A 23,656-nucleotide genomic window follows, 5' to 3' on the forward strand; every position below is an offset into this window, starting at 1 on the left:
GTGAGGGTCACGGCGGAGAGGGTGGTCAGGTTGGTGAACCATACCGCCACCTGTGGGGGGTGCAAGCGTCAGCGGCCACCAGCGGCAGCGCCCCGGGATGGCCTGTCAGGCTGAGGCCATGACCAGCAGCAGCAGCACCAAGGAGGCCCTGAACGGGGCCGTGGACCCCGAGCAGCAGGCCCTGGCGGAGGCCGTGGCCCGGCGGCGCAATTTCGCGATCATTTCCCACCCCGACGCCGGCAAGACCACCCTCACCGAAAAGCTGCTGCTCTACGGCGGTGCCATCCAGCAGGCCGGGGCGGTGAAGGCCAAGGGCGAGCAGCGCAAGGTGACCTCCGACTGGATGGAGCTGGAGAAGCAGCGCGGCATCTCGATCACCTCCACCGTGCTCCAGTTCGACTACGACGGCAGCACGATCAACCTGCTCGACACCCCCGGCCACCAGGACTTCTCCGAAGACACCTACCGCACCCTGGCGGCCGCCGACAACGCGGTGATGCTCGAGGACGCCGCCAAGGGCCTCGAGCCCCAGACCCGCAAGCTGTTCGAGGTCTGCCGCATGCGGCGGATTCCGATCTTCACCTTCATCAACAAGATGGACCGTCCGGGGCGTGACCCCCTGGAGCTGATCGATGAGATCGAGAGCGAGCTGGGCCTCACCTGCTGGCCGGTGAACTGGCCGATCGGCAGCGGCGACCGCTTCCGAGGCGTGATCGACCGCCGCAGCCGCGATGTGATCCTGTTCGCCCGCGCCGAGCGGGGCCGCCAGGCCACCGAGCAGCGTCTGGCCGCCGGCAGCCCCGAACTGGCCGATCTGGTGGAGCCCGAGCTCCTGGCTCAGGCCCTCGAGGAACTGGAGCTGCTCGATGGCGCCGGTGCCGACCTCGACCTGGAACTGGTCCATGCCGGTGAGCTCTCGCCGGTGTACTTCGGCTCGGCGATGACCAACTTCGGCGTGCGCCCCTTCCTCGATGCCTTCCTGGAACTGGCCCAGCGGCCCGTGGCCCGCAGCAGCCACGACGGCCCCGTCGACCCCCTGCGGCCCGAGTTCAGCGGCTTCGTCTTCAAGCTGCAGGCCAACATGGATCCCCGCCACCGCGACCGCATCGCCTTCGTGCGCGTCTGCTCCGGCCATTTCGAGAAGGACATGACCGTGCGTCATGCCCGCAGCGGCCGCAGCATCCGTCTCTCGCGCCCCCAGAAGCTCTTCGGCCAGGACCGGGAAGTGGTCGAGGACGCCTACCCCGGCGACGTGATCGGCCTCAACAACCCCGGCATGTTCGCCATCGGCGACACCCTCTACGTCGGCGCCCGGGTGGAGTACGAGGGCATCCCCTGCTTCAGCCCGGAGATCTTCGCCTGGTTGCGCAACCCCAATCCCTCGGCCTTCAAGAGCTTCCGCAAGGGGGTCAACGAACTGCGCGAGGAGGGGGCCGTGCAGATCCTCTACGACACCGACGCCAGCAAGCGCGATCCGATCCTGGCGGCGGTGGGCCAGCTGCAGATGGAGGTGGTGCAGTACCGCCTCCAGAACGAGTACGGCGTCGAGACGCGGCTGGAGCCGCTGGGCTTCACCGTGGCGCGCTGGGTCACCGGCGGCTGGCCGGCCCTGGAGCGCGTGGGCCGCATCTTCAACTGCAAGACCGTGCGCGACGCCTGGGACCGGCCGGTGCTGCTGTTCAAGAACGAGTGGAACCTCAACCAGCTCAAGGAGGATCACCCCGAGCTCGGGCTCAGCGCCGTCGCGCCGGTGGTGAGCGGCGTCGAACCGATCGCGATCTGAGCCACAGCCTGGCGCCGGCCTCGCCAGAATCAATTGCAACGAAAGGTCAAGGTCACGGCCATGCCTCAGCCGATCTGGCTGGTTCGCCCCCGCAGGGATGGAGGTTCCGATTACGTCCGCTTCCTGCCCAGCCAGGAAGCCGTGGAAATCCGCGAAGGCAGTCACCTCCCCCCCCAGATGCCGCTGCTCAAGAGCCGCCGCTGGCTGGCGGTTGACGAAGCCGAGGCCCGGCGCCTCGAGCTACAGCAGGACGCGGGCTACCGCCGCAGCGAGCCCCTGTTCTGAGCCGCCGCCAGCGGCAGCGGCAGGTCTCAATCCACTCCTGACGGACAGCCACCGGCCCCGCGCCTCGATACGCTCGGGCCACGACCCAGCCCCACGCACCGGAGGCCATGACCAACGGTTCTGAACCAGCCCCCAGCGGCAGCCCCTACGAACGGCTCGGTGTCAGCCCCGACGCCAGCTTCGACGAAGTGCAGGCGGCCCGCCATCATCAGCTCGAGGCGGTCGGCGACGACCCCCAGGGGCGCGCCAGGGTGGAGGCCGCCTACGACGCGGTGTTGATGGAGCGGCTGCGGGAGCGTCAGCAGGGCAAGGTGAGCAGCGCCGCGGTCACCGCCTCCAAGCGCGAGGAACTCAAGCCGGTGCCGGCGCGGGTCCCCTCCCGGCCCTCCCTGCCCCAGCTGCCCTCCCTGCCCCAGCTCAACGGCGGCAACAAGCTGCAGGCCCCCAGCTTCTCCATGCCCAGCTTTGCCCTGGCGGAGGGCCGTGAGCGCTGGTTTCCCCTGGTGGCCGATGGGCTGCTGCTGCTGCTGGTCCTGATCACCCCGCCGGGTTCGGCCGAGGTGCTGCTGGCCCTGGCCACCGGGGTCACGGTGGTCAACCTGCGGCGCCGCAACGGCCGCTTCCTGGCCGCCGTGGGCTGGAGCTTCGCCCTGCTCAGCGTCGGCCTGCTGCTGGGAGGTCTGCTCACCCTCGGGCTCGATCCGGCCCTGCCGCTCGGCCTGCCCCTGGCCCTGAATCAGGTGCAGAGCCTGCCCGCCCTGATCCTGCTGCTGCTCGGAGCCCTGCTGATCGCCTAGGCCAGCGACAGCTCGGCGATCAGCTCCCGCAGCTCCCCTTCCTCCACGCCGTACACCTCATTGCAGAAGTGGCAGGTGAGCTCGGCGCGGCCGTCTTCGCGCAGGATCGAGGCGAGCTCCTGCTCACCCAGCAGCCGCAGGGCGTTGACACTGCGACGGCGGGTGCAGGGGCAGTGGAAGGTCACATCCTGACGGGCCTCGGCGTCCTCCAGCAGCTGGGGATCGAGGTCGGGAAAGATGTCTTCCAGCAGCAGTTTGAGGTCGTCCTTGCAGGCGGCCAGGCGAGCGCTGAATCCACTGATCTCCCGGCAACGCTCCTCCAGCAGCGCCACCAGCGCCGGCTCCCGCGCCGCCTTGGGCAGCACCTGCACCAGCACCCCGCCTGAGCAGCGCACGCCGCTGCTGTCGATCTGCTCACCCACGAACACCGCCGAGGGGGTCTGCTCGGAATGGAGCAGGTAGGAGGCCACGTCGTCGCCGATGCCGCCGCTCACCAGCTCCACCGTGCTGCTGAACGGCTCCCCCTTGCCCTGGTCACGCACCACATGCAGGTAGCCGGTGCCGGTGGCCTGGCGGAAGTCGAACTGATGCTGGCCGTCGGCCTCCTCGATCAGATCGAGCTCCAGGCCAGGGTTGCCCACATAGCCGCGCACGCTGCCGTCGCGGCCCGCATCCACCATCAGCCCGCGCAGGGGCCCGTCCGACTGGATGCGCAGGTTCACCCGCCCGTGGGCCACCTTCATCGAGCTGGCCAGCAGCAGTCCCGCCGTCATCGCCCGCCCCAACAGCGCCGTGGTCAGGTACGAGAGGCCATGACGCCGCCGGGCGTAGCGGCTGGTGACCGTGGTGAGCGCCGCCACCAGGCGTATTCCCCCATCGGCCGCCGTGGCCCGCACCAACTGATCGGGCATCGCTGCGCCCTCCACCGACTCAGGGCATCGTACGGAGCGCCGGCAGGGGCTGAAGGCTCCCGTCGCTCAGGCGCCAGGCCCGCCCCACCACGCCCTGGAACACCTCCGGCTCATGGGTGACCACGAGCAGGGCCCGCTGACGGCCGAGCTGGGCGATCAGCTGCAGCACCTCATGGCGCACCGACCAGTCGAGCCCGGCGGTGGGCTCATCCAGCAGCAGCACCTTCGGGTCCCGCAGCAGCTGCACCGCCAGGGCCAGACGCCGCTGCTGGCCGCCGCTGAGCCGCTCCGGCGCCTGCTGCAGCGACACACCCTGCAGACCCACCTGGCCCAGCACCGCCTCCAGCCGCTCGCTCCCCAGCCGGCGCTGCCCCAGCTTCAGCTCCTGACCCACGCTCAGGCCGAGGAAATGGCGCTCGGGGAACTGGAACACCAGGCCGCTCAGCCAGCGGCGCGCTCGGCCCGTCACCGGCTGACCCTGCCAGAGGATCGTTCCGGAGCTCGGTTCCGCCAGCCCACTGATCAGCTCCAGCAGGGTGCTCTTGCCACTGCCGCTGCGGCCGGCCACCAGCACCGGCTCGCCCACGGGCAGGGTCAGGCTGAGATCGCGCAGCACCGGCTCGGGGGTGGTGGCCGGGTGGTAGCGGACCGATCGGAGCTCCAGCATGGGGGACCACGGACCGCACCAGCTTGCAGCAGCCGCCACCGAGTTTGATGGGGTCACCAGTCGATGCTGGAAGGAGCAACGCCCATGGACATTCGCTTCCGCGAGGTGGATCCGTTCAACTGCTGGATCTGGCTGCGCTTCCCCAATCCCCCCGGTCAGGGGGAGCGGGGCTATGTCGATACGGTGTTCGACAGCTGGTTCTTCCTGGGCAAGCTGGGGGGCTTCAACGCCGAATGCCTGCACGTGCATGAGGAGGGGATCGACCTCAGCGCCATGCAGTACGACATCGAGGCGGCCGAGGCGACCCTCCCCGCGCTGATGCACAGCATGGGTGAACCGGAATACCGCGACGCCTGGTGCCGCTGCTGGGTGGATCTGGGCACCAGCGACGGGGTGGCCCTCGATGTGCTCATCAACGCCCTGCGTCAGCTCGACAACGACGTGGTGGAGATCGAGGAGATCGTGATCGGCGGCGTCAATGACGACTGGCCGGTGGAGGAGGTGCCCGAGGCCCTCTTCCCCCATGGCGCCAACTGAGGCCCGTGGTGCGTGAGCTGCGCCGGCTGCTGATCGCCCCGGAGCGGCTGGCGGCCGGCACCACCCTGGCTCTGGCCCCCGAGGAGAGCCGCTATCTCAGCCGCGTGCTGCGCTACGGCCCCGGAGAGCGCTTCGCCGTGATCAATGGCCAGGGGCAGCTCTGGAGTGCCGTGCTGCTCGACGGCCCCCAGGCCCGGCTGGAGCAGCCACTTGATCAGCCCCTGCAACGCCGGGCAGCCGCCAGTCCCCGGCTGGAGCTGGCGGTGGCCATCCCCCGCCTCGACTTCGACGTGGTGGTGCGCATGGCCTGCGAGCTGGGGGTGGACCGCCTCCAGCCCCTGCTGGCCGAGCATGGGACGCTGCGCGGCAGCTGGAAGGCGGCCCGCTGGAGCACGATCCTGCGCGAGGCCTGCGAGCAGTGCGAACGCCTCTGGCTGCCGCAGCTGCTGGAGCCTCAGGAGGCGATCACCTACCTGGGCCAACCGCGGAAGGCACTGTCGCTCCTGGCCACCACCCGTGAGGCGGAGCTGCCGTTGCTGGGGACCGCGCTGGCGCCGGTGTCAGCGGAGTCCGTGGCCGGGGTGGCGCTGGCGATCGGAGCGGAGGGCGGCTGGAGTCCAGCCGAGGCCGCGGCCGCTCAGGCCGGCGGCTGGCAGGCCGTGAGCCTCGGCCCCCACATCCTGCGCACCTCCACGGCGGCCGTGGCGGGGCTGGCCTCGCTGGTGCAGTGGCGTGAGCAGTGGCGAGAGCAGACCAGCCTTGGGCCCTGATGGCCTGGACTTCACTCAGCGGCCGCGCAGGCTGCCGACCATCTCCTTGAACAGGCCCAGATTGGCGCCGGCGCGGCGGCGGGCCCGGGGCAGTGCGCCGGAGGGGGTCAGGCACTCGGGGGAGAAGGTGACGACGCTTGGGGCCGGACGGTTCTCCTGCTCACGACGCAGCTCGGCTGCGATCGCCTCGGCGGTGGTGAGCACAGGGGCCGCTCCAGTGGAGGCGGCGTCAGCAGAAGCGGCAGCAGCGGTGGGCGCGTCAGCAGGGGCCGCCACGGCCGCCGCTGGTTGAGCCTTGGCCCCCTTGGCTGGCTTGGCCGGCCTGGCCGCCACGGGAGCCACCACCGCCGGCTTGACGTCCGCGTCCTTGTCGAGGTTGAGGAAGAACCCCTTGGGCTTGAAGATCATGTCGCCGGCCAGCCAGGACGTGTGGGCTGATTATCCGCCGCGGCCGCTCCGTCACCGCCGGCCCTTAGGGGAGTGCAACAGAGGCCTGCGGCGGCGCCGGGGAAACTGGTGGCCTCCGTCCGTGCGCCGTGCTGACCGCCCTGCCCTCCGCCCCGCCGCCTGCGGCCCAGTGGCTGCTGGCCCTCGTGATCAACACCGTGCTGATCGCCCTGGCCCAGCGGCTGCCGCTGCTCACCAGGGCCGGCTGGGTGCACGCCGGCATCCTCGGCACCCTGCTCTGGGGCTCCCTCGGCTGGCGCGGCTGGCTCTCAGTGGTGCTTTACCTGGCCCTGGGCTCGGCCGTGACCCGGCTGGGGATCCGGCGCAAGCGGGAGCAGGGGTTGGCGGAAGGCCGTGGCGGCCGGCGCGGGCCCGAGAACGTCTGGGGCTCGGCGGCCACCGGCGCCGTGCTGGCCCTGCTCACCACCGTGCCGGGAGCGCCTGGTCCCCTGTTGATGCTGGGCTTCGCCGCCAGCTTCGCCGCCAAGCTGGCCGACACCTGCGGAAGCGAGATCGGCAAGCGCTGGGGCCGCACCACCGTGCTGATCACCACCCTGCGGCCGGTGCCCCCGGGCAGCGAAGGGGCCATCAGCCTCGAGGGAAGCCTCGCCAGCCTCGGCGGCAGCGCCGTGATGGCCGCAGTGCTGCTGGTCCTAGGCCTGCTGCCCACCGCCGCCGCGGCCCTGCTGGTGACGGCGGTGGGTCTGGTGGCCACGCTGATCGAAAGCCTGATCGGCGCCACGCTGCAGGGGCGTCTGGCCTGGCTCAGCAATGAACTGGTGAACGGCCTGCAGACCTTGATCGCCGCCGTGCTGGCGATGGCGCTGGCCCCGATTCTGGGGCTCTGAGCCCGGGGGCCTGGCCCGCCCGCACCAGCTGCTGGATCTCTTCGCGCAACAGCAGCACCAGCGCATCGAAGCGCCTCTGGGTGGCCCGGGCCGTCAGCCCCTGATCGGCCCCCAGCCGCCGCCAGGAGGCGCCGTCGAGCACCCGCTCCAGCATCAGCTGGCGCAGGCTGGGATCGAGCCGCTCCAGCCGGCGCTTCACCCAGAGCTGGGTCTCGCCTTCGCAGCAGACGGACTCCGCCATGTGATCAGGGCGGCAGGGATCCGGCTGCTCCCGGGCCGGCAGGCGCTCCAGCAGCGTGCCGGCCCGCTCCTCCCCGTCGCTGGCGGGGGCATCGAGGCTGCGCAGGCGCAGGGCCTGGTGCAGCTCGAGGGCCTCGCGCCAGCGCTGCGAGGAGCAGCCCAGGGCCTCCGCCAGGGCGTCCTCCCCCAGCACGGGCAGCTGGCGATGCTGACGCTGCTGCTGCAGGGCCTGGCCACGCCGGTGCAGCTCGCGCAGCTGACGGGAGCAGCGCAGGGGTTGCTCGTGATCGCGCAGATGGTGCTGCATCTCCCCGCGGATGTAGAGCACCGCGTAACTGCTCAGGGCGGTGGGGCGCGAGGGATCAAAGGCCTCGATCGCACGGATCAGCCCGAGGCAGCCCAGCTGGACCAGATCGTCGAGGGGCACCCTGGTGCTCCCGCTCTGACGCTTGGCCACCTGGCGCACCAGGGGCAGATTCAGCTCCACCAGCCGGTTGCGCAGGCGGTGGTCCCCGCTGCTGTGAAAGCGCCTGAGCAGCTCGGCGTTGCGGCTGTGGAGGTCCTGGTCCTGGTGAGGCTGAGGGCGTGGATCGGGCATGGAAGGGACAGCGGTGGGTCCGTGTTTCCACCCTCTGCCGCCAGGCCCCGGCGGCGCTTCACCCCATCCGGGGAACCCACCTCCCCCGGATGGGTGAAGGATCCGGCTGCTCAGTGCGCCGGCGTGCGCTCCAGTCGCGTCTCCAGCCCCGCCCAGGCCAGCAGGGCCGGCCACCGGCGCACCTGCTCGTAGACCCGGTCGTGGCCCTCGGCATTGAGATGCAGGCCGTCGGCACTGAGCAGCCGGCTCCAGTGGGGATCCCCGAGCAGGGGCTCCAGGAGGGGAAGAAAGGGCACATCAGCCTCCAGGCAGGCCTCCTCCAGCAGACGCTCGTACTGGTGCACGGTGGCCAGCTGATACCAGAGGCAGCCCGCGAAGGGCATCTCCGCCTCGTCCACGGGCGTGAGGCCGGTCACCAGCACCGGCGCCAGCTGCACCGCCTCCCGCAACAGCTGCTGCAACCCGAACAGGAAGGCCTCCGGAGCCAGCTGGTGGCGGCCGTCGGGCCGCCCGACCCGGGCGGTGTCGTTGAGACCCACGCTGATCACGATCCCCTGGGGTGCCTGACGGCGCAGCTCCCCCCGGGAGCTCACCTCCCCATGCAGCCGCGCCGCCAGCCGCTCCAGGCCATCACCACGCACCCCGAGGTTGTAGAGCACGGGCCCATCGGGCAGACCCATCCAGTGGCGCCGCAGCCGCTCGCACCAGCCGCCGCCGTCAGGATCGCCCCAGCCATAGACACCGCTGTCCCCGAGGACGATCAGCTTGCGCGGTGTCGCGGTCAGGGCCATGGGCTCGGTCGTCAGGCCGCCAGCAGGCGCCGGCGGAGGCGGTCGCTGAGATCTTCCCCCATCAGGGTGAGCAGCACATACACCGCCACCAGGGCGATCAACTGATCGATCGCGAAGGAACTGAGGGCCTCCAGCAGCAGGCTGCCCAGCCCGGCGGCCCCCACCAGGCCCACCACCACCGTTTCGCGCAGGATCACATCGGCGCGGTAGGCGCCATAGGCCAGGTAGGAGCGGGCCAGGGCACTGAAGCGTCCGTAGAGCAGGGCCAGCCGCGGCCCGGTGCCGGCTACGGTCAGGGCCTCCTCCACCAGGACCGGGGCCGAGTCCTCCGCTTCCAGCAGCAGGCGCCCGAGAATACCCAGGTTGTGGAAGGCCAGGGCCAGGGCGGCCGTGAGCACACCCGGTTGCAGCACGAACAGCAGCAGCAGGGCTGTGAGCGGCGGGGGCCAGAGGCGCCCCAGGGCCCAGACCGCCTGCATCAGCGCCCGGCCCCAGGGCCAGGGCGCCATCAGCAGCAGCAGCAGCGGTGCGCTTCCCACCGCCAGGGCGGCCGCCAGCAGGGTGAGGCCGATGGTGGAGCCGATCAGCGAGGGCCAGGGCAAGGCCGCCACCGCCGGCCAGTCGGCCGTCCAGGGAGGCAGGGGCTGGAGCTGACCCAGCTGCAGCGGGTTGACCCCCAGGGCCACGGCCACCAGCACCAGCAGCGGCAGCAGCAACAGCAGGCCCAGCGCCACCTCCCGGCCACCGCGCCCCACGGAGCGGCGTGTCAGCCCGAAGCGGGCCGGCATTGCCCAGCGCTGCCGCAACACCCGCAGCATGGCCTCCAGCGCCAGCATCACCAGCAGCAGCATCCACAGCCCGCTCCAGAGCTCATGGAACTGCAGCGACTGGAGCGTCAGGCGCAGGTCGGTGCCCAGCCCGCCAAGGCCGAACACCCCCAGCAGGGTGGCACTGCGCAGGGCACACTCCAGCCGGTAGCCGCCATAGCTGATCACCCCCGGCTGAAGCGCCGGTCCCAGCGCCGTCAGCAGGGCCGGACCCGCCGGCGCACCCGCCAGGCGCAGCGCGTCCAGTCCGCGGGTTGGGAGAGCGTCGAGCAGATCACTCACCACCCGCGCCACCAGGGCGGCGTAGGGGATCGTGATCGCCAGCACCGCCACCACCGGCTGCAGACCCAGCAGCTGCAGCAGCAGCAGACCCCAGAGCAGCTCATGCACCGCCCGGGGCACCGCCAGCAGCCGCCGGATCCACTCCGCCGGCAGGGCACTGCCGCTGGCCGTGCGCCACACCGTGCGGGAGCTCAGCACCCCTCCCAGCACCCCCAGCACCAGACTCAGGGCCCAGCCGAGCAGGGCGATCCCCGCGGTGACCCCCAGGCCGGAGAAGGCCGAGCCCAGCACCAGCGGATCCAGCGACGGGGTGAAGGCCGCCCCGGCGAACTGACCGATCAGGTCCCAGCCCCCGCCGTGGCTGAGCGAAGGGAGCACCAGCAGCACCGGCAGCCAGACCAGGGCCGGCAGCAGGGGCAGCAGCGGCGGGGGCAGATGCAGCGGCCCCCGGCCCGGGGTGGAGGCGACCGTCATGGCTGCGAGCGGTAGAGGGCCGCCAGCTGGGGGCCCGCCAGGGCCGAGGGCGCCGCATCCAGCACCACGCGGCCCTGGCGCAGGGCCACCACCCGGTCGAAGCCATCGAGCAGATCGGGACGGTGCAGGCTGAGCAGCAGGGCACGGCGGCCACTCGCCTGCTCCAGCAGCAGGCTCAGCAGGTCGCGCGCCAGGCGCGGATCCAGGTGGGCCAGGGGTTCATCGGCCAGCAGCAGCAGCGGGTCCTGCCGCAGCAAGCGGGCCAGGGCCAGGCGCTGGCGCTGGCCGCCGGAGAGGGCGGTCACGGGTTGCTCGAGCAGTTCGGCGCCGAGGTCGACCCGGGCGAGAACCGCCGCATTGGCGGCGGTCTCGAGGGGCAGCACCAGGTTGAGCAGGGCCCGCGGCCAGCCCCAGCGGGCCAGCCGTGCCGCATTCAGGTTCTGCTGCACCGTCAGCTCCTCGATCAGGCGCAGGTCCTGCCAGAGGGTGCCGATCAGAGCCTGCTGCCGCCGGCGCTTTCTCCTGGAGCGCGCCGGGGCCGCGCCATTCCAGAACACCTCGCCGGATTCAGGGCTGAGCAGGCCATTGGCCACAGCCAGCAGGGTGCTCTTGCCCGCGCCGCTGGGGCCCACCAGGGCCACCCGCTCGCCGGGCCGCAGCTGCAACGACACCTCGTCGAGACGGGGGGCGGTGCGGCCCGGCACCCGGACGGCGCGCAGCTCCAGCAGGGGACGGTCGGGGGAGCTGATCAAGGCAGAAGAGTCAGACCGGATGAGAACGGGGAGCACTCGGTCCCCAGCATCCTGGAGCTCAGGGAAGCAGCGCCTTCAGAGCCGCCTCCAGATCCAGCCGCTGGGCCGGATCACCCACCAGGCGGAGGTCCCCGCTGCGGGGCCACCAGTTCAGGCGGATGTTGGTCTCCTCGTCGTCGAGAACGTACATCTCGAACGCCCCCTGGTGGACCCAGTGGCCGGGTTGCCCCAGCTGGGCGACCAGAGCCTGCAGCTCTTCCAGACTGCCGTTGAAGCGCATGCCACCGCCCGGATCCGGACCCCAGGCTAGGGGCATGGGTGTGGGCCGTGCCTCAGCGGATCTTGCCGATCTCGCGGCCCACCTTCTCGATCGCGCTGTACTGACCCACAGGGGCCGGCACGAACTGCTGGGCCCCGAACAGCTCCAGGATCTGGGCCTGCTGCGGGTTGCTGCGGCGCAGGCTCACGAAGGCCTTCTGCACCTTGCCGGTGAAGCCCTTGCCGAAGCGCTGATCCAGATTGGGCTGCGCGATCCAGTGGTAGTCGGGATAGCCGGGGGTGCGCCAGATCACGCTCACCTTGCGGCGATCGGCCTTGCCCGAGCGCAGGCTGCTCTTCCACACCTGCTCGTTGACCGCGCCGGCCTGGTAGGCACCGCTCTGCACCAGGGCGATGGTGGCGTCGTGGCTGCCACTGAAGCCTGGGGCGCCCCCCGCGAAATCCTTGAGCTTCACCCCGGCCTGGCTGAGGTAGTACTGCGGCATCAGACGGCCGGAGGTGGAACTCTCCGAGCCGAAGGTGAAGCGCTTGCCCTTCAGTTCCGCCAGGCCCTTCACACCGCGCACCGGCTTGAGGCCCGCTGAAGTGTTGGCGATGAAGACGCTGGTGAAGGCGGCGTCGATGTCGCGCTGGGCCAGCACCCGGGCGCCGGGTTTCTGCAGACGGGCCTGGACGCCGGTGAGGCCACCGAACCAGACCAGGTCCAGATCACCGGTGCGGAAGGCGCTGACCGCGGCGGTGTAATCGGTCACGGGCACGTACTTGACGGGCACCTTCAGCTGGCGGCTGAGCTCATCGGCCACCAGCCCGTAGAGGCGGTTGAGCTTCTCGGGGTTCTGATCGGGAATGGCGCTGATGCGCAGCACCTTCTGCTGGGCCTGGGCGCCGGCGAGCTGGGGGGCGGCCTGCTGCAGCCGGGGTGGCAGCGCCGCCGGCGCCACGGCCAGGGCGAGGCCGGCCAGCAGGGCCAGCGGAACCCCGGGGCGTTGAAGGCGAGGGCGGACAGCGAGAGGTGGCATGGGGATCAGAGGGAGGACATGAAGCGGCGGAGCCGGCCCAGACCATCGCGCAGGGTGGAGGGGGAAGCGGCGCAGGAGAGACGCACACAGCGGTCGTCGCCGAACGCGACCCCAGGGACGAGGGCCAGGCCCACCTCGTTGAGGAGGCGGTTGCAGAAGGTCATCGAATCGAGCCCGTGGGCGCTGACATCGGGAAAGGCATAGAAAGCCCCCTCCGGCGGCTGCAGGGTGAGCCCCGGCAGGGAGGCGAGCCCCTCATGCAGCAGGGCGCGTCGCTCATTGAACTGCCGGGCCATCTCCACAACGCAGTCACGCGGGCCGCTCACCGCCGCCAGGGCACCGAACTGGGCGAAGGAGCAGACGTTGCTCGTGCTCTGGCTCTGCAGGGCGATCGCGGCGTTCACCACGGCGCTGGGGCCGGCCAGGAAGCCCAGCCTCCAGCCGGTCATGGCCCAGCCCTTGGCGAAGCCGTTGACGATGAACACCCGATCGCTCAGATCGGGTGCCACCGCCGCGAAGCTGTGGTGCACATGGCCCGGGGCCAGCAGGAATTCATAGATCTCGTCGCAGACCACCGCCACCTGGGGATGGCGGCGCAGCACAGCGGCGATGGCCTCCAGCTCCGGGCGGCTGAGCACCATCCCGGTGGGATTGGAGGGGCTGTTGAGCACCAGCAGGCGGCTGGCCGGGGTGATCGCCGCCTCCAGCTGCTGAGGATCGAGGCGGAAGCCGTGCTCGGCGTCGCTGGGCAGCAGCCGCACCGAGGCCCCGGCCAGCCGCACCATCTCGGGGTAGCTGAGCCAGTAGGGGGCGGGGAGAAGCACCTCATCACCGGGGCCCAGCAGCACCTGGAAGAGGTTGAACAGAGCCTGTTTGCCGCCGTTGGTGACCAGCACCTGCTCGGCCTTGGTGGGGACCCCGTTCTCCTCGCTCAGCTTGACGGCGATCGCCTCGCGCAGGGCCGGCTCACCGGCGGCCGGGCCATAGCGGGTGGCACCGGCCTCAAGGGCTTCGCTGGCCGCCTGGCGGATGAAGGCCGGGGTGTCGAAGTCGGGTTCGCCCGCGCTCAGGCTGCAGATGTCCTGACCCTCGGCGCGCAACTGCTTGGCGCGGGCCGCGATGGCCAGGGTGAGAGAAGGGTGCAGGGCTTCGGCCCGGGCCGAGAGCTTCAACGGGCGGGGCATCGGCGGGGGCGCGGCCGACGGCCGCAGCGCGAAGCGGCCACGAACGGCCGCGGCGCTCCGGAGAAGAAGCGCCAGAGAGATCCTGCATCCTGCCTGACGCCCCTCCTGGGAAAGGTTCGAGCGGGCACCGTCGCGCCAGGCCCCTGGACAGCAGGCCCCCGCTGCCGCCAGCGTGGCAGCTCAGCCACAGGGGAAACACAGGGTGGAGGGTGATCCCGGCGGGGTGCGGCTGGACACGGCGCGGCGGGACGCGGCGCTGCGGGAACTCGCCGGTGGCTGCGCCGCCTGCCGCCGCTGCTCCCTGGCGGACGGCCGGGGGCAGGTGGTCGTGAGCCGGGGTGACCCCGGTGCCGCCCTGATGGTGATCGGTGAGGGCCCCGGCGCCCAGGAAGACGCCAGCGGCTCCCCCTTCGTGGGCCGGGCGGGGCAGCTGCTCGATCGGATGCTCGCCAGCGTCGGCATTGACAGCAACCGCGACGCCTACATCTGCAACGTGGTGAAGTGCCGTCCGCCTGAGAACCGCAAACCCACGCCCCAGGAGATGGCCGCCTGCCTGCCCTGGCTGCTGCAGCAGGTGGAGCTGGTGCAGCCGCAGGTGGTGCTGCTGGCCGGCGCCACCGCGGTGGAAGGAGTGCTGGGAATCAAGGGAGGCATCACCCGCCTGCGGGGCCAGTGGCGGCCGTGGCAGGGGCGCTGGTGTCTGCCGATCTTTCACCCCTCCTATCTGCTGCGCAATCCCTCGCGGGAGCCGGAGACACCCAAGTGGCACACCTGGCAGGACCTCAAGGCGGTCAGGCGCCGCCTCGACGAGCTCAGGGCCGCCCCGGACCCCGCTCGGGATTCGTCAGGCGACCCCTGATCTGTGGCAGGGTGAGCCCACTTCCCGGCCCCCTGGCGATGACCGGCACCCTCGCCCGCCCCGACACCAGCCTTCCGGGGCTCCCCGCCGACTGGGCCAGCAACCCCCGCTACGACACCCTGATCCACCGCCGCAAGACCCGCAGCGTGCGGGTGGGAGACGTCTGGGTCGGCAGCGAGCACCCCGTGGTGGTGCAGTCGATGATCAACGAGGACACGCTCGACATCGAGGGCGCCACCGCCGGCATCCGCCGTCTGCATGAGGCCGGTAGCGAGATCGTGCGGCTCACGGTGCCCAGCCTGGCCCATGCCAAGGCGGTGGGCGAGATCCGCAGGCGCCTGGAAGACAGCTACCGCCCGGTGCCCCTGGTGGCGGACGTGCATCACAACGGCATGAAGATCGCCCTGGAGGTGGCCCAGCACGTCGACAAGGTGCGCATCAACCCTGGCCTCTACGTGTTCGACAAGCCCGATCCCAACCGCACCGAGTTCACCCCCGAGGAAGTGGAGGCGATCGGTGCACGCATCCAGGCCACCCTCGAACCCCTGGTGAGCCTGCTCCGGGAGCAGGACAAGGCCCTGCGCATCGGCGTCAACCACGGCTCCCTGGCGGAGCGGATGCTGTTCACCTACGGCGACACGCCGCTGGGCATGGTGGAGAGCGCCATGGAGTTCATCCACATCTGTGATCGCCTCGACTTCCACAACATCGTGGTGTCGATGAAGGCCTCGCGGGCGCCGGTGATGCTGGCCGCCTACCGGATGATGGCCGACCGGATGGATGCCGGCGGCTTCCATTACCCCCTGCACCTGGGAGTCACCGAAGCGGGCGATGGCGACTACGGCCGCATCAAGAGCACGGCCGGCATCGCCACCCTCCTGGCCGAAGGCCTCGGCGACACCATCCGGGTCTCGCTCACCGAGGCGCCCGAGAAGGAGATCCCGGTCTGCTACTCGATCCTTCAGGCCCTGGGCCTCAGGAAAACGATGGTGGAATACGTGGCCTGCCCCAGCTGCGGCCGCACCCTCTTCAATCTGGAGGAGGTGCTGCACGTGGTTCGCAACGCCACGGCCCACCTCACCGGCCTGGACATCGCCGTGATGGGCTGCATCGTCAACGGACCCGGCGAGATGGCCGACGCCGACTACGGCTACGTGGGCAAGACCCCCGGCACCATCTCCCTCTACCGCGGCCGCGACGAGATCCGCCGGGTTCCCGAGGCCGAGGGCGTGGAGGCCCTGATCGCCCTGATCAAGGAGGACGGCCGCTGGGTCGATCCCTGACGGTCACATCCTGACTTGCCTGTGACCGTCCCCGATCCCTCGCCCGACCCCGGTGAGCGGGCTAGCTTGAGGAGACCGTCAAACGCCAGGGAATCAGCCAATGGGCAGGGGTCGCACCGGGATCGCCGTTCTCGCCGGACTGGGTGCCTGCGCCACCGCCGTGATCGTCGGCACCGACTGGCTGGGCTCCCCCAGCGCCGCCTCCCTGATCACCGACAGTCCCAAGGAGGTGATGGATCAGGCGTGGCAGATCGTCTTCCGCGACTACCTCGACACCACCGGCAAATACACCCCCGATCAATGGCGCAAACTGCGCCGCGACCTTCTCGCCAAGAGCTACGGCAGCACCAAGGAAAGCTATGAGGCGATCCGGGGGATGCTCGGCACCCTCGATGATCCCTACACCCGCTTCATGGATCCGCGGGAGTTCAAGGAGATGCAGATCGACACCTCCGGAGAACTCTCCGGGGTGGGCATCCAGCTGAGCCTCGACAAGGAGACCAAGGAACTTGTGGTGGTCTCGCCGATCGACGGCTCGCCGGCCTCCGAAGCCGGTGTGCAGCCGAAGGATGTGATCGTCTCGATCGACGGCAAGAGCACCAAGGGCATGAGCACCGAGGATGCGGTCAAGCTGATCCGCGGTCAGGCCGGCACCAAGGTCACCCTGGAGCTGCGTCGCAACAGCAAAGTAGTCTCCGTGCCGCTCACCCGCGCCCGCATCGAGCTGCATGCGGTCGAGCACCAGATCAACACCGGGCCCGACGGCATCAAGGTGGGGTACATCCGCCTGAAGCAGTTCAACGCCAACGCCGCCAAGGACATGCGCGCCGCCCTGCGCGACCTGGAGCAGAAAGGCGTGCAGGGCTACGTGCTCGACCTGCGCAGCAACCCCGGTGGTCTGCTGATGGCCAGCGTGGAGATTGCCCGTCAGCTGCTGGATGAGGGCATCATCGTCTCGACCCGGACCCGCGACGGCATCCAGGACGTGCGCCGCGCCAACGGCCGCGCCCTGACCAAATCACCGATCGTGGTGCTCGTGAACGAGGGCTCCGCCAGCGCCAGCGAGATTCTCTCCGGTGCTCTGCAGGACAACAAACGCGCCGTGCTGGTGGGCCAGAAAACCTTCGGCAAGGGCCTGGTTCAGTCGGTGAGGGGTCTCTCCGATGGCTCCGGCATGACCGTGACCATCGCCAAGTACCTCACCCCCAGTGGCCGCGACATCCACAAGCACGGCATCGCCCCGGATGTGTCGGTGAAGCTGAGCGAGGCCGAGGCCGCCAAGCTCAAGCTGGAGGATCTGGGCACCTCCAAGGATGTCCAGTACCGCGCAGCCGAATCGACCCTGGTCAAGAAGCTGCGTGAAACCAGCGCCTCCCGGACCACCTTCAATCCCACCAGTGCCAACCTGCCGGCGGCTCTGAAGACCCCTGGGACCAGCACGCCCTGAACAGACCCTGTAGAGACGGGAGACAGACCTGAACCCCAGCACTCAAGGAGCTGAGTGCTGGGGTTCCTGGGTCATTCACGGTCCCTGTGGCCTCAGGCCACCGGCTGCATCAGCCCGCCACCGGGGTTGGAATCGTCGTCGTCGTTGTTCTCCTGGTCGTTCTGGAACAGGGCGAAGAGGCCGAGGGCGAGCACGCTGATCACAGCCGAAACGAGCGCGTAGCCGCTCTGGAGCTCAGCCGTGATGCCGCTTGTCCCACCCACCAGTTCACCCATGACCGCGTTTCAATTCGTTGCACTGTAACGAACTTTTGCGGAGATGAGACAACGGTGATTCTGAAGCTTTCCTTTACCCGCCAGGGACGCCCATCAGAGCTTCCCCTCCTCACACCGCCAGCACCGCCGCATTCTTGGCGGCCGCCTGCTCCACCCTCTGGGCGGCAGTGAGACCATCGGCACCGGGGATCTGATCGGCCATCGCCGCCAGCCAGTCCTTGAGGGTGTCCAGCTGCCGGTCGGCCGCCAGCACGTTCAGCCCCCGGGCGAGCACCCTGGCCGTGCTGCCGCCACCACCCTGGTACACCAGCCGGCCATGGAGGTGCTGGGGCAGACCCTGGCGCAGCAGGCGGAACGCCGGCTCCTCCATCGGTGTCTCCAGCACGATGTTGGGCTTCTCGGCGCGGATGCGTGAGAAGCCGCAGCGCCGTGCCAGCAGCTTCAGCTCCATCAGCTGCAGCAGGCTCGCCACCGGCGTGGGCATGGCGCCGTAGCGGTCCACCCAGTCGGCGGCCAGCTGCACCAGCTCCTCCCGGACCCGGCAGTCGGCGGCGGCGCGGTAGGCGGCCATCTTCTCGTCGCTCTCGGGGATCCAGTCGGCGGGAATGAAGGCGGTGACCGGCAGATCGATCTGGGTGTCCTCCACGACCGGAATGTCCTGGCCCTGGATCTCTGCGAGCGATTCCTGCAGCATCTCCATGTAGAGGTCGAAGCCGATGGTCTCCATCTGGCCGCTCTGCTCCACCCCCAGCAGGTTGCCCACGCCACGGATCTCCATGTCGCGCATGGCCAGCTGATAGCCGCTGCCCAGCTGGGCGAATTCCTGGATCGCCCGCAGGCGCTGACGCGCCGCCTCACTCAGCGACGCGTCGCCGGGATAGAAGAGCCAGGCATGGGCCTGGATGCCGCTGCGGCCCACACGGCCGCGCAGCTGATAGAGCTGGGCGAGGCCGAACTTGTGGGCATCCTCCACCAGGATCGTGTTCACCCGAGGGATGTCGAGACCCGATTCGATGATCGTGGTGCAGAGCATCACGTCGGCCTCGCCGGCGTTGAAGGCCACCATGGCGCTCTCCAGCTCCCCCTCCGCCATCTGGCCGTGGGCGATCAGCAGCTTCAGGCCCGGCAGCATCTCCCGCAGCGATCCGGCCACCTCCTCGATCCCCTCGACCCGCGGCACCACGTAGAACACCTGGCCGCCGCGGTCGAGTTCCTGGCGGATGGCGCTGCGCACCGCTTCCTCATCCAGGGCCGCCAGGTGGGTCTTGATCGGCCGGCGCAGGGGCGGTGGTGTGGTGATCAGGCTCATCTCGCGCACCCCCGAGAGACTCATGTAGAGCGTGCGCGGAATCGGCGTGGCCGAGAGCGTGAGCACATCCACGTCCTTGCGCAGCGCCTTGATCTTCTCCTTCTGATTCACACCGAAGCGCTGCTCCTCATCCACCACCAGCAGCCCGAGCTTGTCGAACGTGGTGCCCTTGCCCAGCAGCTGATGGGTGCCCACCACCACATCCACCGTGCCGTCCCTGAGTCCATCGAGGATCGTCTTGCGCTCGGCGGCGGTGCGGAAGCGGTTGAGCAGGGCCACCTTGAGCGGGTAGGGGGCGAAGCGCTCGCTCAGGGTGCGCCAGTGCTGCTGCGCCAGCACCGTGGTGGGGGCTAGCAGGGCGCATTGCTTGCCGGCCGTGACCGCCTTGAACACCGCCCGGATCGCCACCTCGGTCTTGCCGAAGCCCACATCCCCGCACACCAGCCGGTCCATCGGCTCGGGCTTCTCCATGTCGCGCTTCACGTCGGCGATCGCCTTGAGCTGATCGGGCGTGGGCTCGTAGGGGAAGGAGTCCTCCAGCTCGTCTTGCCAGGGGCCATCGGGGGGGAAGGGGAAGCCGGCGGCCTGCTGACGCTCCGCATAGAGCTTCACCAGGTCCATCGCCACCTTGCGCACCGCCTTGCGGGCGCGTTCCTTGGCCTTGGTCCAGGCCACACCGCCCATGCGGTTCAGCTCCGGAGGGCTGTCGGTGCTGGCGCGGTAGCGCCCGAGGCTGCCCAGCTGATCGGCCGCCACCCGCAGCAGCCCATCGGCGTACTGCACCACGAGGTAATCGCGCGACTCGCCGCTGATCGCCAGCTTCTCCAGTTTGAGAAAGCGGCCGATGCCGTGGTTGCGGTGCACCACGAAGTCGCCGGGGCGCATCTTGCCCGGGTCCACCGTGCGGCTGGCCGCCTTGCGGCGGCGGCGCACGTAGCCGGTGGCGGCCAGGCTGTGCTGGCCGAAGAATTCCCGGTCGGTGAGCAGCACCAGCTTCCAGGCCGGCAGCTGCAGTCCCTCCAGCTCGGCGGTGCCGCGCAGCTTCAGCGCCACGGGCGTGTTCTGCTCGCCCAGCCGCTCGATCGCGGGAAAATCGTGGGGGTTGGGCACGAAGCGGGTGATGCAGTCGTGCTCCTCCAGCAGGGCCACGGCCCGGCTGGGCTGGGCCGAGACCAGCCACACCCGGGCCTTCTCCTGCTGGTAGCCCTTCACCAGGGCCGCGAGGCGACCGAAGGCATTGGGGTGGGCCGGCACCGCACGGCTGGAGAGATCGAAGCTGTTGGGGTGCCGGTCGCTCTCGTGCAGCTCGGCCAGATCGAAGCCGGCGAAGCGCTCGGCGGCCGCCAGGGCCTCCTCCACCGGGCGGTGCAGTGAGGGCGGCAGCAAGCCGGGCGGCAGGGCGGCGCTTACCTCGGCGTGGTGGTCGCTGGCGTGGTCGAACCACTGCTGGCCGTGGCCCAGGACGTGGCGCCGCTCATCCACCGCGATCAGGGTGGCGTCCGGCAGATAGTCGAGCAGGGTGGCGGGCCGCTCCCAGGCCAGGCCCATCAGCCGGCGCATGCCCTCGGGCGTGCCGCCCTCGAGCAGCTGCTCGAGGGCCTCGGGGGCGAGCAGCTCCGTGAGGGCCTCCGGCATCGACTCGCGCAGGGCGTCGGCGATCAGCGGGGCATAGCCCGTGGGTGTCAGACGCACCGCCTCGATCGCGTCGAGGGAGCGCTGGGTGGCGGGATCGAACTCCCGCAGCTTCTCCAGGTCTTCTCCGAAGAACTCCAGCCTCACCGGCAGCTCGGCGCTCACCGGGAACACATCCACGATGTCGCCGCGGCGGCTCCAGCTGCCCTCCTGCTCGATCGTCGGCACCCGCTCGTAGCCGAGGCGGGTGAGGGTGTCGGCCAGGTCGTCGAGATCGACGCTGCTGCCCTTGCGCAGGCTCAGGCAGCGGGCGGCCAGGGCGGCGGGTGGCGGCAGGTGGGGCTGCAGGGCGCGCTCGGTGGCCACGATCGCTCCGGCCCAGGAACGGCCGGTGCCATCGATCAGCTCACTGAGCACCTGCAGCTGGCCCCAGGTGATCTCGCTGGTGGGATCGAAGGGTTCGTAGGGGGAGCCCTCGCTGGTGGGGTAGAGCTGAGCCGTGGGCCAGCCCATCAGCTCCAGCAGGGCCGCCCAGCGGCCCGCCTCCTCCAGAGTGGGCACGATCACCACCAGGGGCCTGCCGCCCCGCCGGGCCAGGGCGCTGGTGATCAGGGCGCGGGCCGCCCGGCCGGCCCCGCTGAGCCGCAGCCGCTCGGGCCGTCCGCTGCGCTCCAGCACCTCCCCGGTGAGGGGCACCTGCTCGAGCTGGCGCACCAGGGCGGTGAGGGGCATCGGAGGGCGGACCGGCACGGGACCCGATCTTCGCAAGCGGAGCCGTCGGCCGCGGCCCGCCGCCAGGGACACGCCCCCGCGCTATGAACGAACACCCGAGGCCATCAGATCCAGCCTCCGTCCGCGCGCCTGGCGCCGTCATGAGCAACGCCCGCCGCCCCTCGCGCCGATCGAGGCCAGCCCGCCGCACCCGGGGCGCCGGGAGCCGCTCAGCCGCCGGGAGCCCCACACCGCTGCTGATCGGTCTGGCCCTCAGTGCCGCTGGTGGTCTGGCCGCCCTGATGCTGTTCTCCCCCCAGCCCCAGCGCAGTGACACCCTCCTGGCCCTGCAGGACCTCACCATCCAGCTGCAGGAGGTGGTGCTCGCGAGCCGTCCGGAGCCGCCGCGGCCCGGCGATCGGGTGCTCACCAGCGCCGGTCTGCCTGAGCTTCTGTCCCAGCTCGACACGGCCGATCAGAGCTGGCTGCCGCGGGCTGAACCCCTCGGCGACGGACGCATCCGCTACCTCTACAAACGGCGCCTGGAGGATCCGCCCCTGAGCATCGCCCAGATCGAGGAGCTGCGCCGCAATCCACCCAGCCACCAGCTGGAACGCGACGCCATCGCCAGCCTGCTGAGCAACCTGGAGCGGGCCGGGGTGCAGGTGGTGATCGGACCGCCCCGCAAAGCCAGGGCTGCCGGGGAATGGGAACCGGCCGCCCGGACCCTGCGGATTCGCCCCGATGTGATCGAGAAGGGGAGCGTGGAGTTCGCGCGGGTGCTCAACCACGAAGCGATTCACGTCGCCCAGAGCTGCCGCCATGGAGGCCTCTGGGCCCGGCCCAGGCTGCTCGGTCTCTCGATCGTCCTCGACCCGGTCAGCCGGCGCAATCTGCAGGATCCCGTCTATGCCAGGGCCAGCCCCACCGAGCTCCGGCTGGAGCAGGAGGCCTACGCCAACCAGCACCGGCTCACCCTGGGGCCGGCTCTGCTGGCGAAGGAATGCCGTGCTCAGGGCTGACCCCGGTCAGGGCCTCCAGCTGTTGCGCCAGGAGGTCGTTGAAGCGCAGCAGGTCCTCGTCGCTGAGCTGCTGGCGGCTGGCGAGGTGGAATTCGCGCTCCAGCAGGGCGCGCCCCTGGGCCGCTCCCCAGCCCAGTCGCGCCAGCAACCCATCGGAGCGGCGCAGGAGGTCGGAGCGGCGCAGGGGCAGGGCGGCCTGGGCCGGATCCACCCCAGGCTCCAGCTGGCGCAGGGCGGCGAGGTAGGCCAGCAGATCGGCATAGCGGATCAGGCGGCTGCGGCTGGGGTGATCGAAGGCCCGCTGCAGGTAGATCGACTCCTGCTCCCGCTCCCAGCCCAGCTGCCTCAGCAGCCGCTCCAGTTCGGCCAGTTCCTCACTCCAGTCGTCGGGATCGGCCAGCGGTTCGGCTTCCGCGACGGTCGGGCGGTCGGGGCCACCTGTGGGTTCCAGGGCCGGCGCGGGCACTGGTGGCACTGGCACTGGTGTTGGTGTTGGTGTTGGGGCTGGGGCTGGACCGGGTGATGGAGCTGGGCGGACGTCTGTCCGCGCCGGCGGCGTCGTGGCCCCCACCCCCTGCTGGGGGGCAACGATCGGTGCTGACAGCGGGGCCGGTTCCTGCAGCCGCAGCAGCAGCCGCTGCAGCGCCCGGTCTTCGGCGGCCTCGACGCTGGGGGCCTCCCCGAGGGCGCTGCCCAGACAGCGGCCACCATCCCAGGCACTCACCTCCACCACCCGCAGGCCGGGGTCGGCGTGGGCCAGTCGCGCCCGAAGCTGCATCGCGGGGAAGCCGGTGTAGGGGACTTTCTAGAGTGGCGCCACCGAACCCGCTGCACGCCAATGGAAGCGGAGTCGATTACCTCCCTCACACCCCTGCTGGAGGAGGCGGATCAGTGGGGGGAGCTGCTGCTGCTGCTGCCGCTGCTGGTGGCTCTCGAAGCGGTGCTCTCCGCCGACAACGCCATTGCCCTGGCGGCCATCTCAAGGCGGCTGCACGAACCGCAACTCCAGCGTCAGGCCCTCAACCTCGGCCTCGGCCTGGCCCTGGTCTTCCGTCTGGGGCTGATCCTGCTGGCCCGCTGGGTGCTGAACTTCTGGCCCCTGCAGCTGGCGGCCGCCGCCTATCTGCTCTGGCTCAGCAGTACCAACCTGCTGCGGCCCGGCGATGAATCAAGTGGTGATGAGCCTGAGCCCCCCAGCGAGGGTGCATCCGCCACTGCTGAGCAGGCTCCTCACCCGGGCGCCGCCACCAGCAGCCATGCCGGGGCAACTGGACTAGGGGCGGTGGTGCTCACCCTTGCAGTCACCGATCTCGCCTTCTCCCTCGACAGCGTGGCGGCGGCTGTGGCTGTGAGCGATCGTCTCTGGCTGGTGATGACCGGCGGGGTGATCGGGGTGATCGCCCTGCGTCTCACCGCCGAGCTGTTCATCCGCTGGCTGGGGCTCTACCCCAACCTGGAGCGGGCCGGGTACCTCGCTGTCGGGCTGGTGGGCCTGCGCCTGCTGCTCCGCCTGGGGCTGCCCCAGCTGGTGCCGCCCGAGTGGGCCCTGCTGCTGCTGGTGGCGGGCCTGTTCCTGTGGGGATTCTCCAGGCGCGTGAGCGCTGAGGCCGGTGAGGTGAACCCCTGA

24 protein-coding genes are annotated in these 23,656 nt (G+C 70.5%); 11 read left to right on the plus strand and 13 right to left on the minus strand.

Going from position 1 to position 23,656, the window contains the following annotated elements:
- Positions 1 to 118: 118 nt before the first annotated feature.
- The 3 genes from I1E95_RS02860 (at position 119) to I1E95_RS02870 (ending at position 2,865) form a co-directional block, all read left to right on the plus strand.
- Positions 119 to 1,783 (plus strand): peptide chain release factor 3, encoded by a 1,665-nt coding sequence (locus I1E95_RS02860; RefSeq protein WP_197165310.1) that lies wholly within the window; start codon positions 119 to 121, stop codon positions 1,781 to 1,783.
- Between the two features lie 60 nt (positions 1,784 to 1,843).
- Positions 1,844 to 2,068, plus strand: coding sequence for a hypothetical protein (locus I1E95_RS02865; RefSeq protein WP_197167031.1), 225 nt, complete (start codon positions 1,844 to 1,846; stop codon positions 2,066 to 2,068).
- Positions 2,069 to 2,175: 107 nt separating this feature from the next.
- Positions 2,176 to 2,865: a CPP1-like family protein gene (locus tag I1E95_RS02870; RefSeq protein ID WP_197165312.1), complete on the plus strand. Its 690-nt coding sequence runs from the start codon at positions 2,176 to 2,178 to the stop codon at positions 2,863 to 2,865.
- Here I1E95_RS02870 and hslO read toward each other — a convergent pair.
- Complete coding sequence (gene hslO / locus I1E95_RS02875) at positions 2,862 to 3,776, minus strand: Hsp33 family molecular chaperone HslO (protein ID WP_197165314.1); 915 nt, start codon at positions 3,774 to 3,776, stop codon at positions 2,862 to 2,864. The genes I1E95_RS02870 and hslO overlap by 4 nt on opposite strands.
- A gap of 19 nt (positions 3,777 to 3,795) precedes the next feature.
- Complete coding sequence (locus I1E95_RS02880; RefSeq protein WP_197165316.1) at positions 3,796 to 4,443, minus strand: ABC transporter ATP-binding protein; 648 nt, start codon at positions 4,441 to 4,443, stop codon at positions 3,796 to 3,798.
- 84 nt (positions 4,444 to 4,527) lie between these two features.
- Between I1E95_RS02880 and I1E95_RS02885 the strand changes: the two genes are divergently transcribed.
- Positions 4,528 to 4,980 carry a DUF3531 family protein gene (locus I1E95_RS02885; protein WP_197165318.1) on the plus strand — a complete coding sequence of 151 codons (453 nt, stop codon included), beginning with the start codon at positions 4,528 to 4,530 and terminating at the stop codon, positions 4,978 to 4,980.
- A gap of 5 nt (positions 4,981 to 4,985) precedes the next feature.
- A complete protein-coding gene (locus I1E95_RS02890; RefSeq protein ID WP_197165320.1) occupies positions 4,986 to 5,750 on the plus strand; it encodes a 16S rRNA (uracil(1498)-N(3))-methyltransferase in 765 nt (254 codons plus the stop codon).
- Positions 5,751 to 5,765: 15 nt separating this feature from the next.
- On the opposite strand, the gene I1E95_RS02895 is transcribed toward I1E95_RS02890, so the two are convergent.
- Positions 5,766 to 6,158 (minus strand): hypothetical protein, encoded by a 393-nt coding sequence (locus I1E95_RS02895; RefSeq protein WP_197165321.1) that lies wholly within the window; start codon positions 6,156 to 6,158, stop codon positions 5,766 to 5,768.
- Positions 6,159 to 6,286: 128 nt separating this feature from the next.
- Between I1E95_RS02895 and I1E95_RS02900 the strand changes: the two genes are divergently transcribed.
- Complete coding sequence (locus tag I1E95_RS02900) at positions 6,287 to 7,045, plus strand: DUF92 domain-containing protein (protein ID WP_197165323.1); 759 nt, start codon at positions 6,287 to 6,289, stop codon at positions 7,043 to 7,045.
- On the opposite strand, the gene I1E95_RS02905 is transcribed toward I1E95_RS02900, so the two are convergent.
- From I1E95_RS02905 to I1E95_RS02935, 7 genes are all read right to left on the minus strand, one after another.
- Positions 6,963 to 7,883, minus strand: coding sequence for a sigma-70 family RNA polymerase sigma factor (locus I1E95_RS02905; RefSeq protein ID WP_197165325.1), 921 nt, complete (start codon positions 7,881 to 7,883; stop codon positions 6,963 to 6,965). The genes I1E95_RS02900 and I1E95_RS02905 overlap by 83 nt on opposite strands.
- Positions 7,884 to 7,993: 110 nt before the next feature.
- Positions 7,994 to 8,674, minus strand: coding sequence for a GDSL-type esterase/lipase family protein (locus tag I1E95_RS02910; RefSeq protein WP_197165327.1), 681 nt, complete (start codon positions 8,672 to 8,674; stop codon positions 7,994 to 7,996).
- Between the two features lie 11 nt (positions 8,675 to 8,685).
- On the minus strand, positions 8,686 to 10,257 hold the full coding sequence (locus I1E95_RS02915; protein ID WP_197165329.1) for an ABC transporter permease: 1,572 nt from the start codon (positions 10,255 to 10,257) through the stop codon (positions 8,686 to 8,688).
- Positions 10,254 to 11,009: an ATP-binding cassette domain-containing protein gene (locus I1E95_RS02920; RefSeq protein ID WP_197165338.1), complete on the minus strand. Its 756-nt coding sequence runs from the start codon at positions 11,007 to 11,009 to the stop codon at positions 10,254 to 10,256. Before I1E95_RS02920 ends, I1E95_RS02915 begins: the two co-directional genes overlap by 4 nt.
- Before the next feature lie 58 nt (positions 11,010 to 11,067).
- Positions 11,068 to 11,325, minus strand: coding sequence for a hypothetical protein (locus tag I1E95_RS02925; protein ID WP_231594820.1), 258 nt, complete (start codon positions 11,323 to 11,325; stop codon positions 11,068 to 11,070).
- A 16-nt stretch (positions 11,326 to 11,341) separates the two neighbouring features.
- The gene (locus tag I1E95_RS02930; protein ID WP_197165340.1) at positions 11,342 to 12,307 is read right to left on the minus strand and encodes a putative selenate ABC transporter substrate-binding protein; all 966 of its coding nucleotides are present in this window, start codon (positions 12,305 to 12,307) and stop codon (positions 11,342 to 11,344) included.
- A gap of 5 nt (positions 12,308 to 12,312) precedes the next feature.
- Complete coding sequence (locus I1E95_RS02935; protein WP_197165342.1) at positions 12,313 to 13,491, minus strand: pyridoxal phosphate-dependent aminotransferase; 1,179 nt, start codon at positions 13,489 to 13,491, stop codon at positions 12,313 to 12,315.
- A 202-nt stretch (positions 13,492 to 13,693) separates the two neighbouring features.
- On the opposite strand from I1E95_RS02935, the gene I1E95_RS02940 reads away from it, so the two are divergent.
- The 3 genes from I1E95_RS02940 (at position 13,694) to I1E95_RS02950 (ending at position 17,080) form a co-directional block, all read left to right on the plus strand.
- On the plus strand, positions 13,694 to 14,350 hold the full coding sequence (locus I1E95_RS02940; RefSeq protein ID WP_197165344.1) for a uracil-DNA glycosylase family protein: 657 nt from the start codon (positions 13,694 to 13,696) through the stop codon (positions 14,348 to 14,350).
- A 38-nt stretch (positions 14,351 to 14,388) separates the two neighbouring features.
- The gene (gene ispG / locus I1E95_RS02945) at positions 14,389 to 15,633 is read left to right on the plus strand and encodes a (E)-4-hydroxy-3-methylbut-2-enyl-diphosphate synthase (RefSeq protein WP_197167039.1); all 1,245 of its coding nucleotides are present in this window, start codon (positions 14,389 to 14,391) and stop codon (positions 15,631 to 15,633) included.
- Between the two features lie 100 nt (positions 15,634 to 15,733).
- Positions 15,734 to 17,080 (plus strand): S41 family peptidase, encoded by a 1,347-nt coding sequence (locus tag I1E95_RS02950; RefSeq protein WP_197165346.1) that lies wholly within the window; start codon positions 15,734 to 15,736, stop codon positions 17,078 to 17,080.
- Between the two features lie 92 nt (positions 17,081 to 17,172).
- Here I1E95_RS02950 and I1E95_RS02955 read toward each other — a convergent pair whose 3' ends face one another.
- Entirely contained in the window at positions 17,173 to 17,355 is a 183-nt protein-coding gene (locus tag I1E95_RS02955) for a hypothetical protein (protein WP_197165348.1), read from the minus strand.
- A 109-nt stretch (positions 17,356 to 17,464) separates the two neighbouring features.
- Entirely contained in the window at positions 17,465 to 21,028 is a 3,564-nt protein-coding gene (gene mfd, locus I1E95_RS02960; RefSeq protein ID WP_197165350.1) for a transcription-repair coupling factor, read from the minus strand.
- Positions 21,029 to 21,168: 140 nt separating this feature from the next.
- On the opposite strand from mfd, the gene I1E95_RS02965 reads away from it, so the two are divergent.
- On the plus strand, positions 21,169 to 22,029 hold the full coding sequence (locus I1E95_RS02965; RefSeq protein ID WP_231594821.1) for a hypothetical protein: 861 nt from the start codon (positions 21,169 to 21,171) through the stop codon (positions 22,027 to 22,029).
- On the opposite strand, the gene I1E95_RS17180 is transcribed toward I1E95_RS02965, so the two are convergent.
- Complete coding sequence (locus I1E95_RS17180; protein WP_197165352.1) at positions 21,980 to 22,807, minus strand: hypothetical protein; 828 nt, start codon at positions 22,805 to 22,807, stop codon at positions 21,980 to 21,982. The genes I1E95_RS02965 and I1E95_RS17180 overlap by 50 nt on opposite strands.
- Positions 22,808 to 22,867: 60 nt before the next feature.
- On the opposite strand from I1E95_RS17180, the gene I1E95_RS02975 reads away from it, so the two are divergent.
- Positions 22,868 to 23,656 (plus strand): DUF475 domain-containing protein, encoded by a 789-nt coding sequence (locus I1E95_RS02975; RefSeq protein ID WP_197165354.1) that lies wholly within the window; start codon positions 22,868 to 22,870, stop codon positions 23,654 to 23,656.

Source organism: Synechococcus sp. CBW1107 (assembly GCF_015841355.1).
Lineage (GTDB): Bacteria > Cyanobacteriota > Cyanobacteriia > PCC-6307 > Cyanobiaceae > Regnicoccus_A.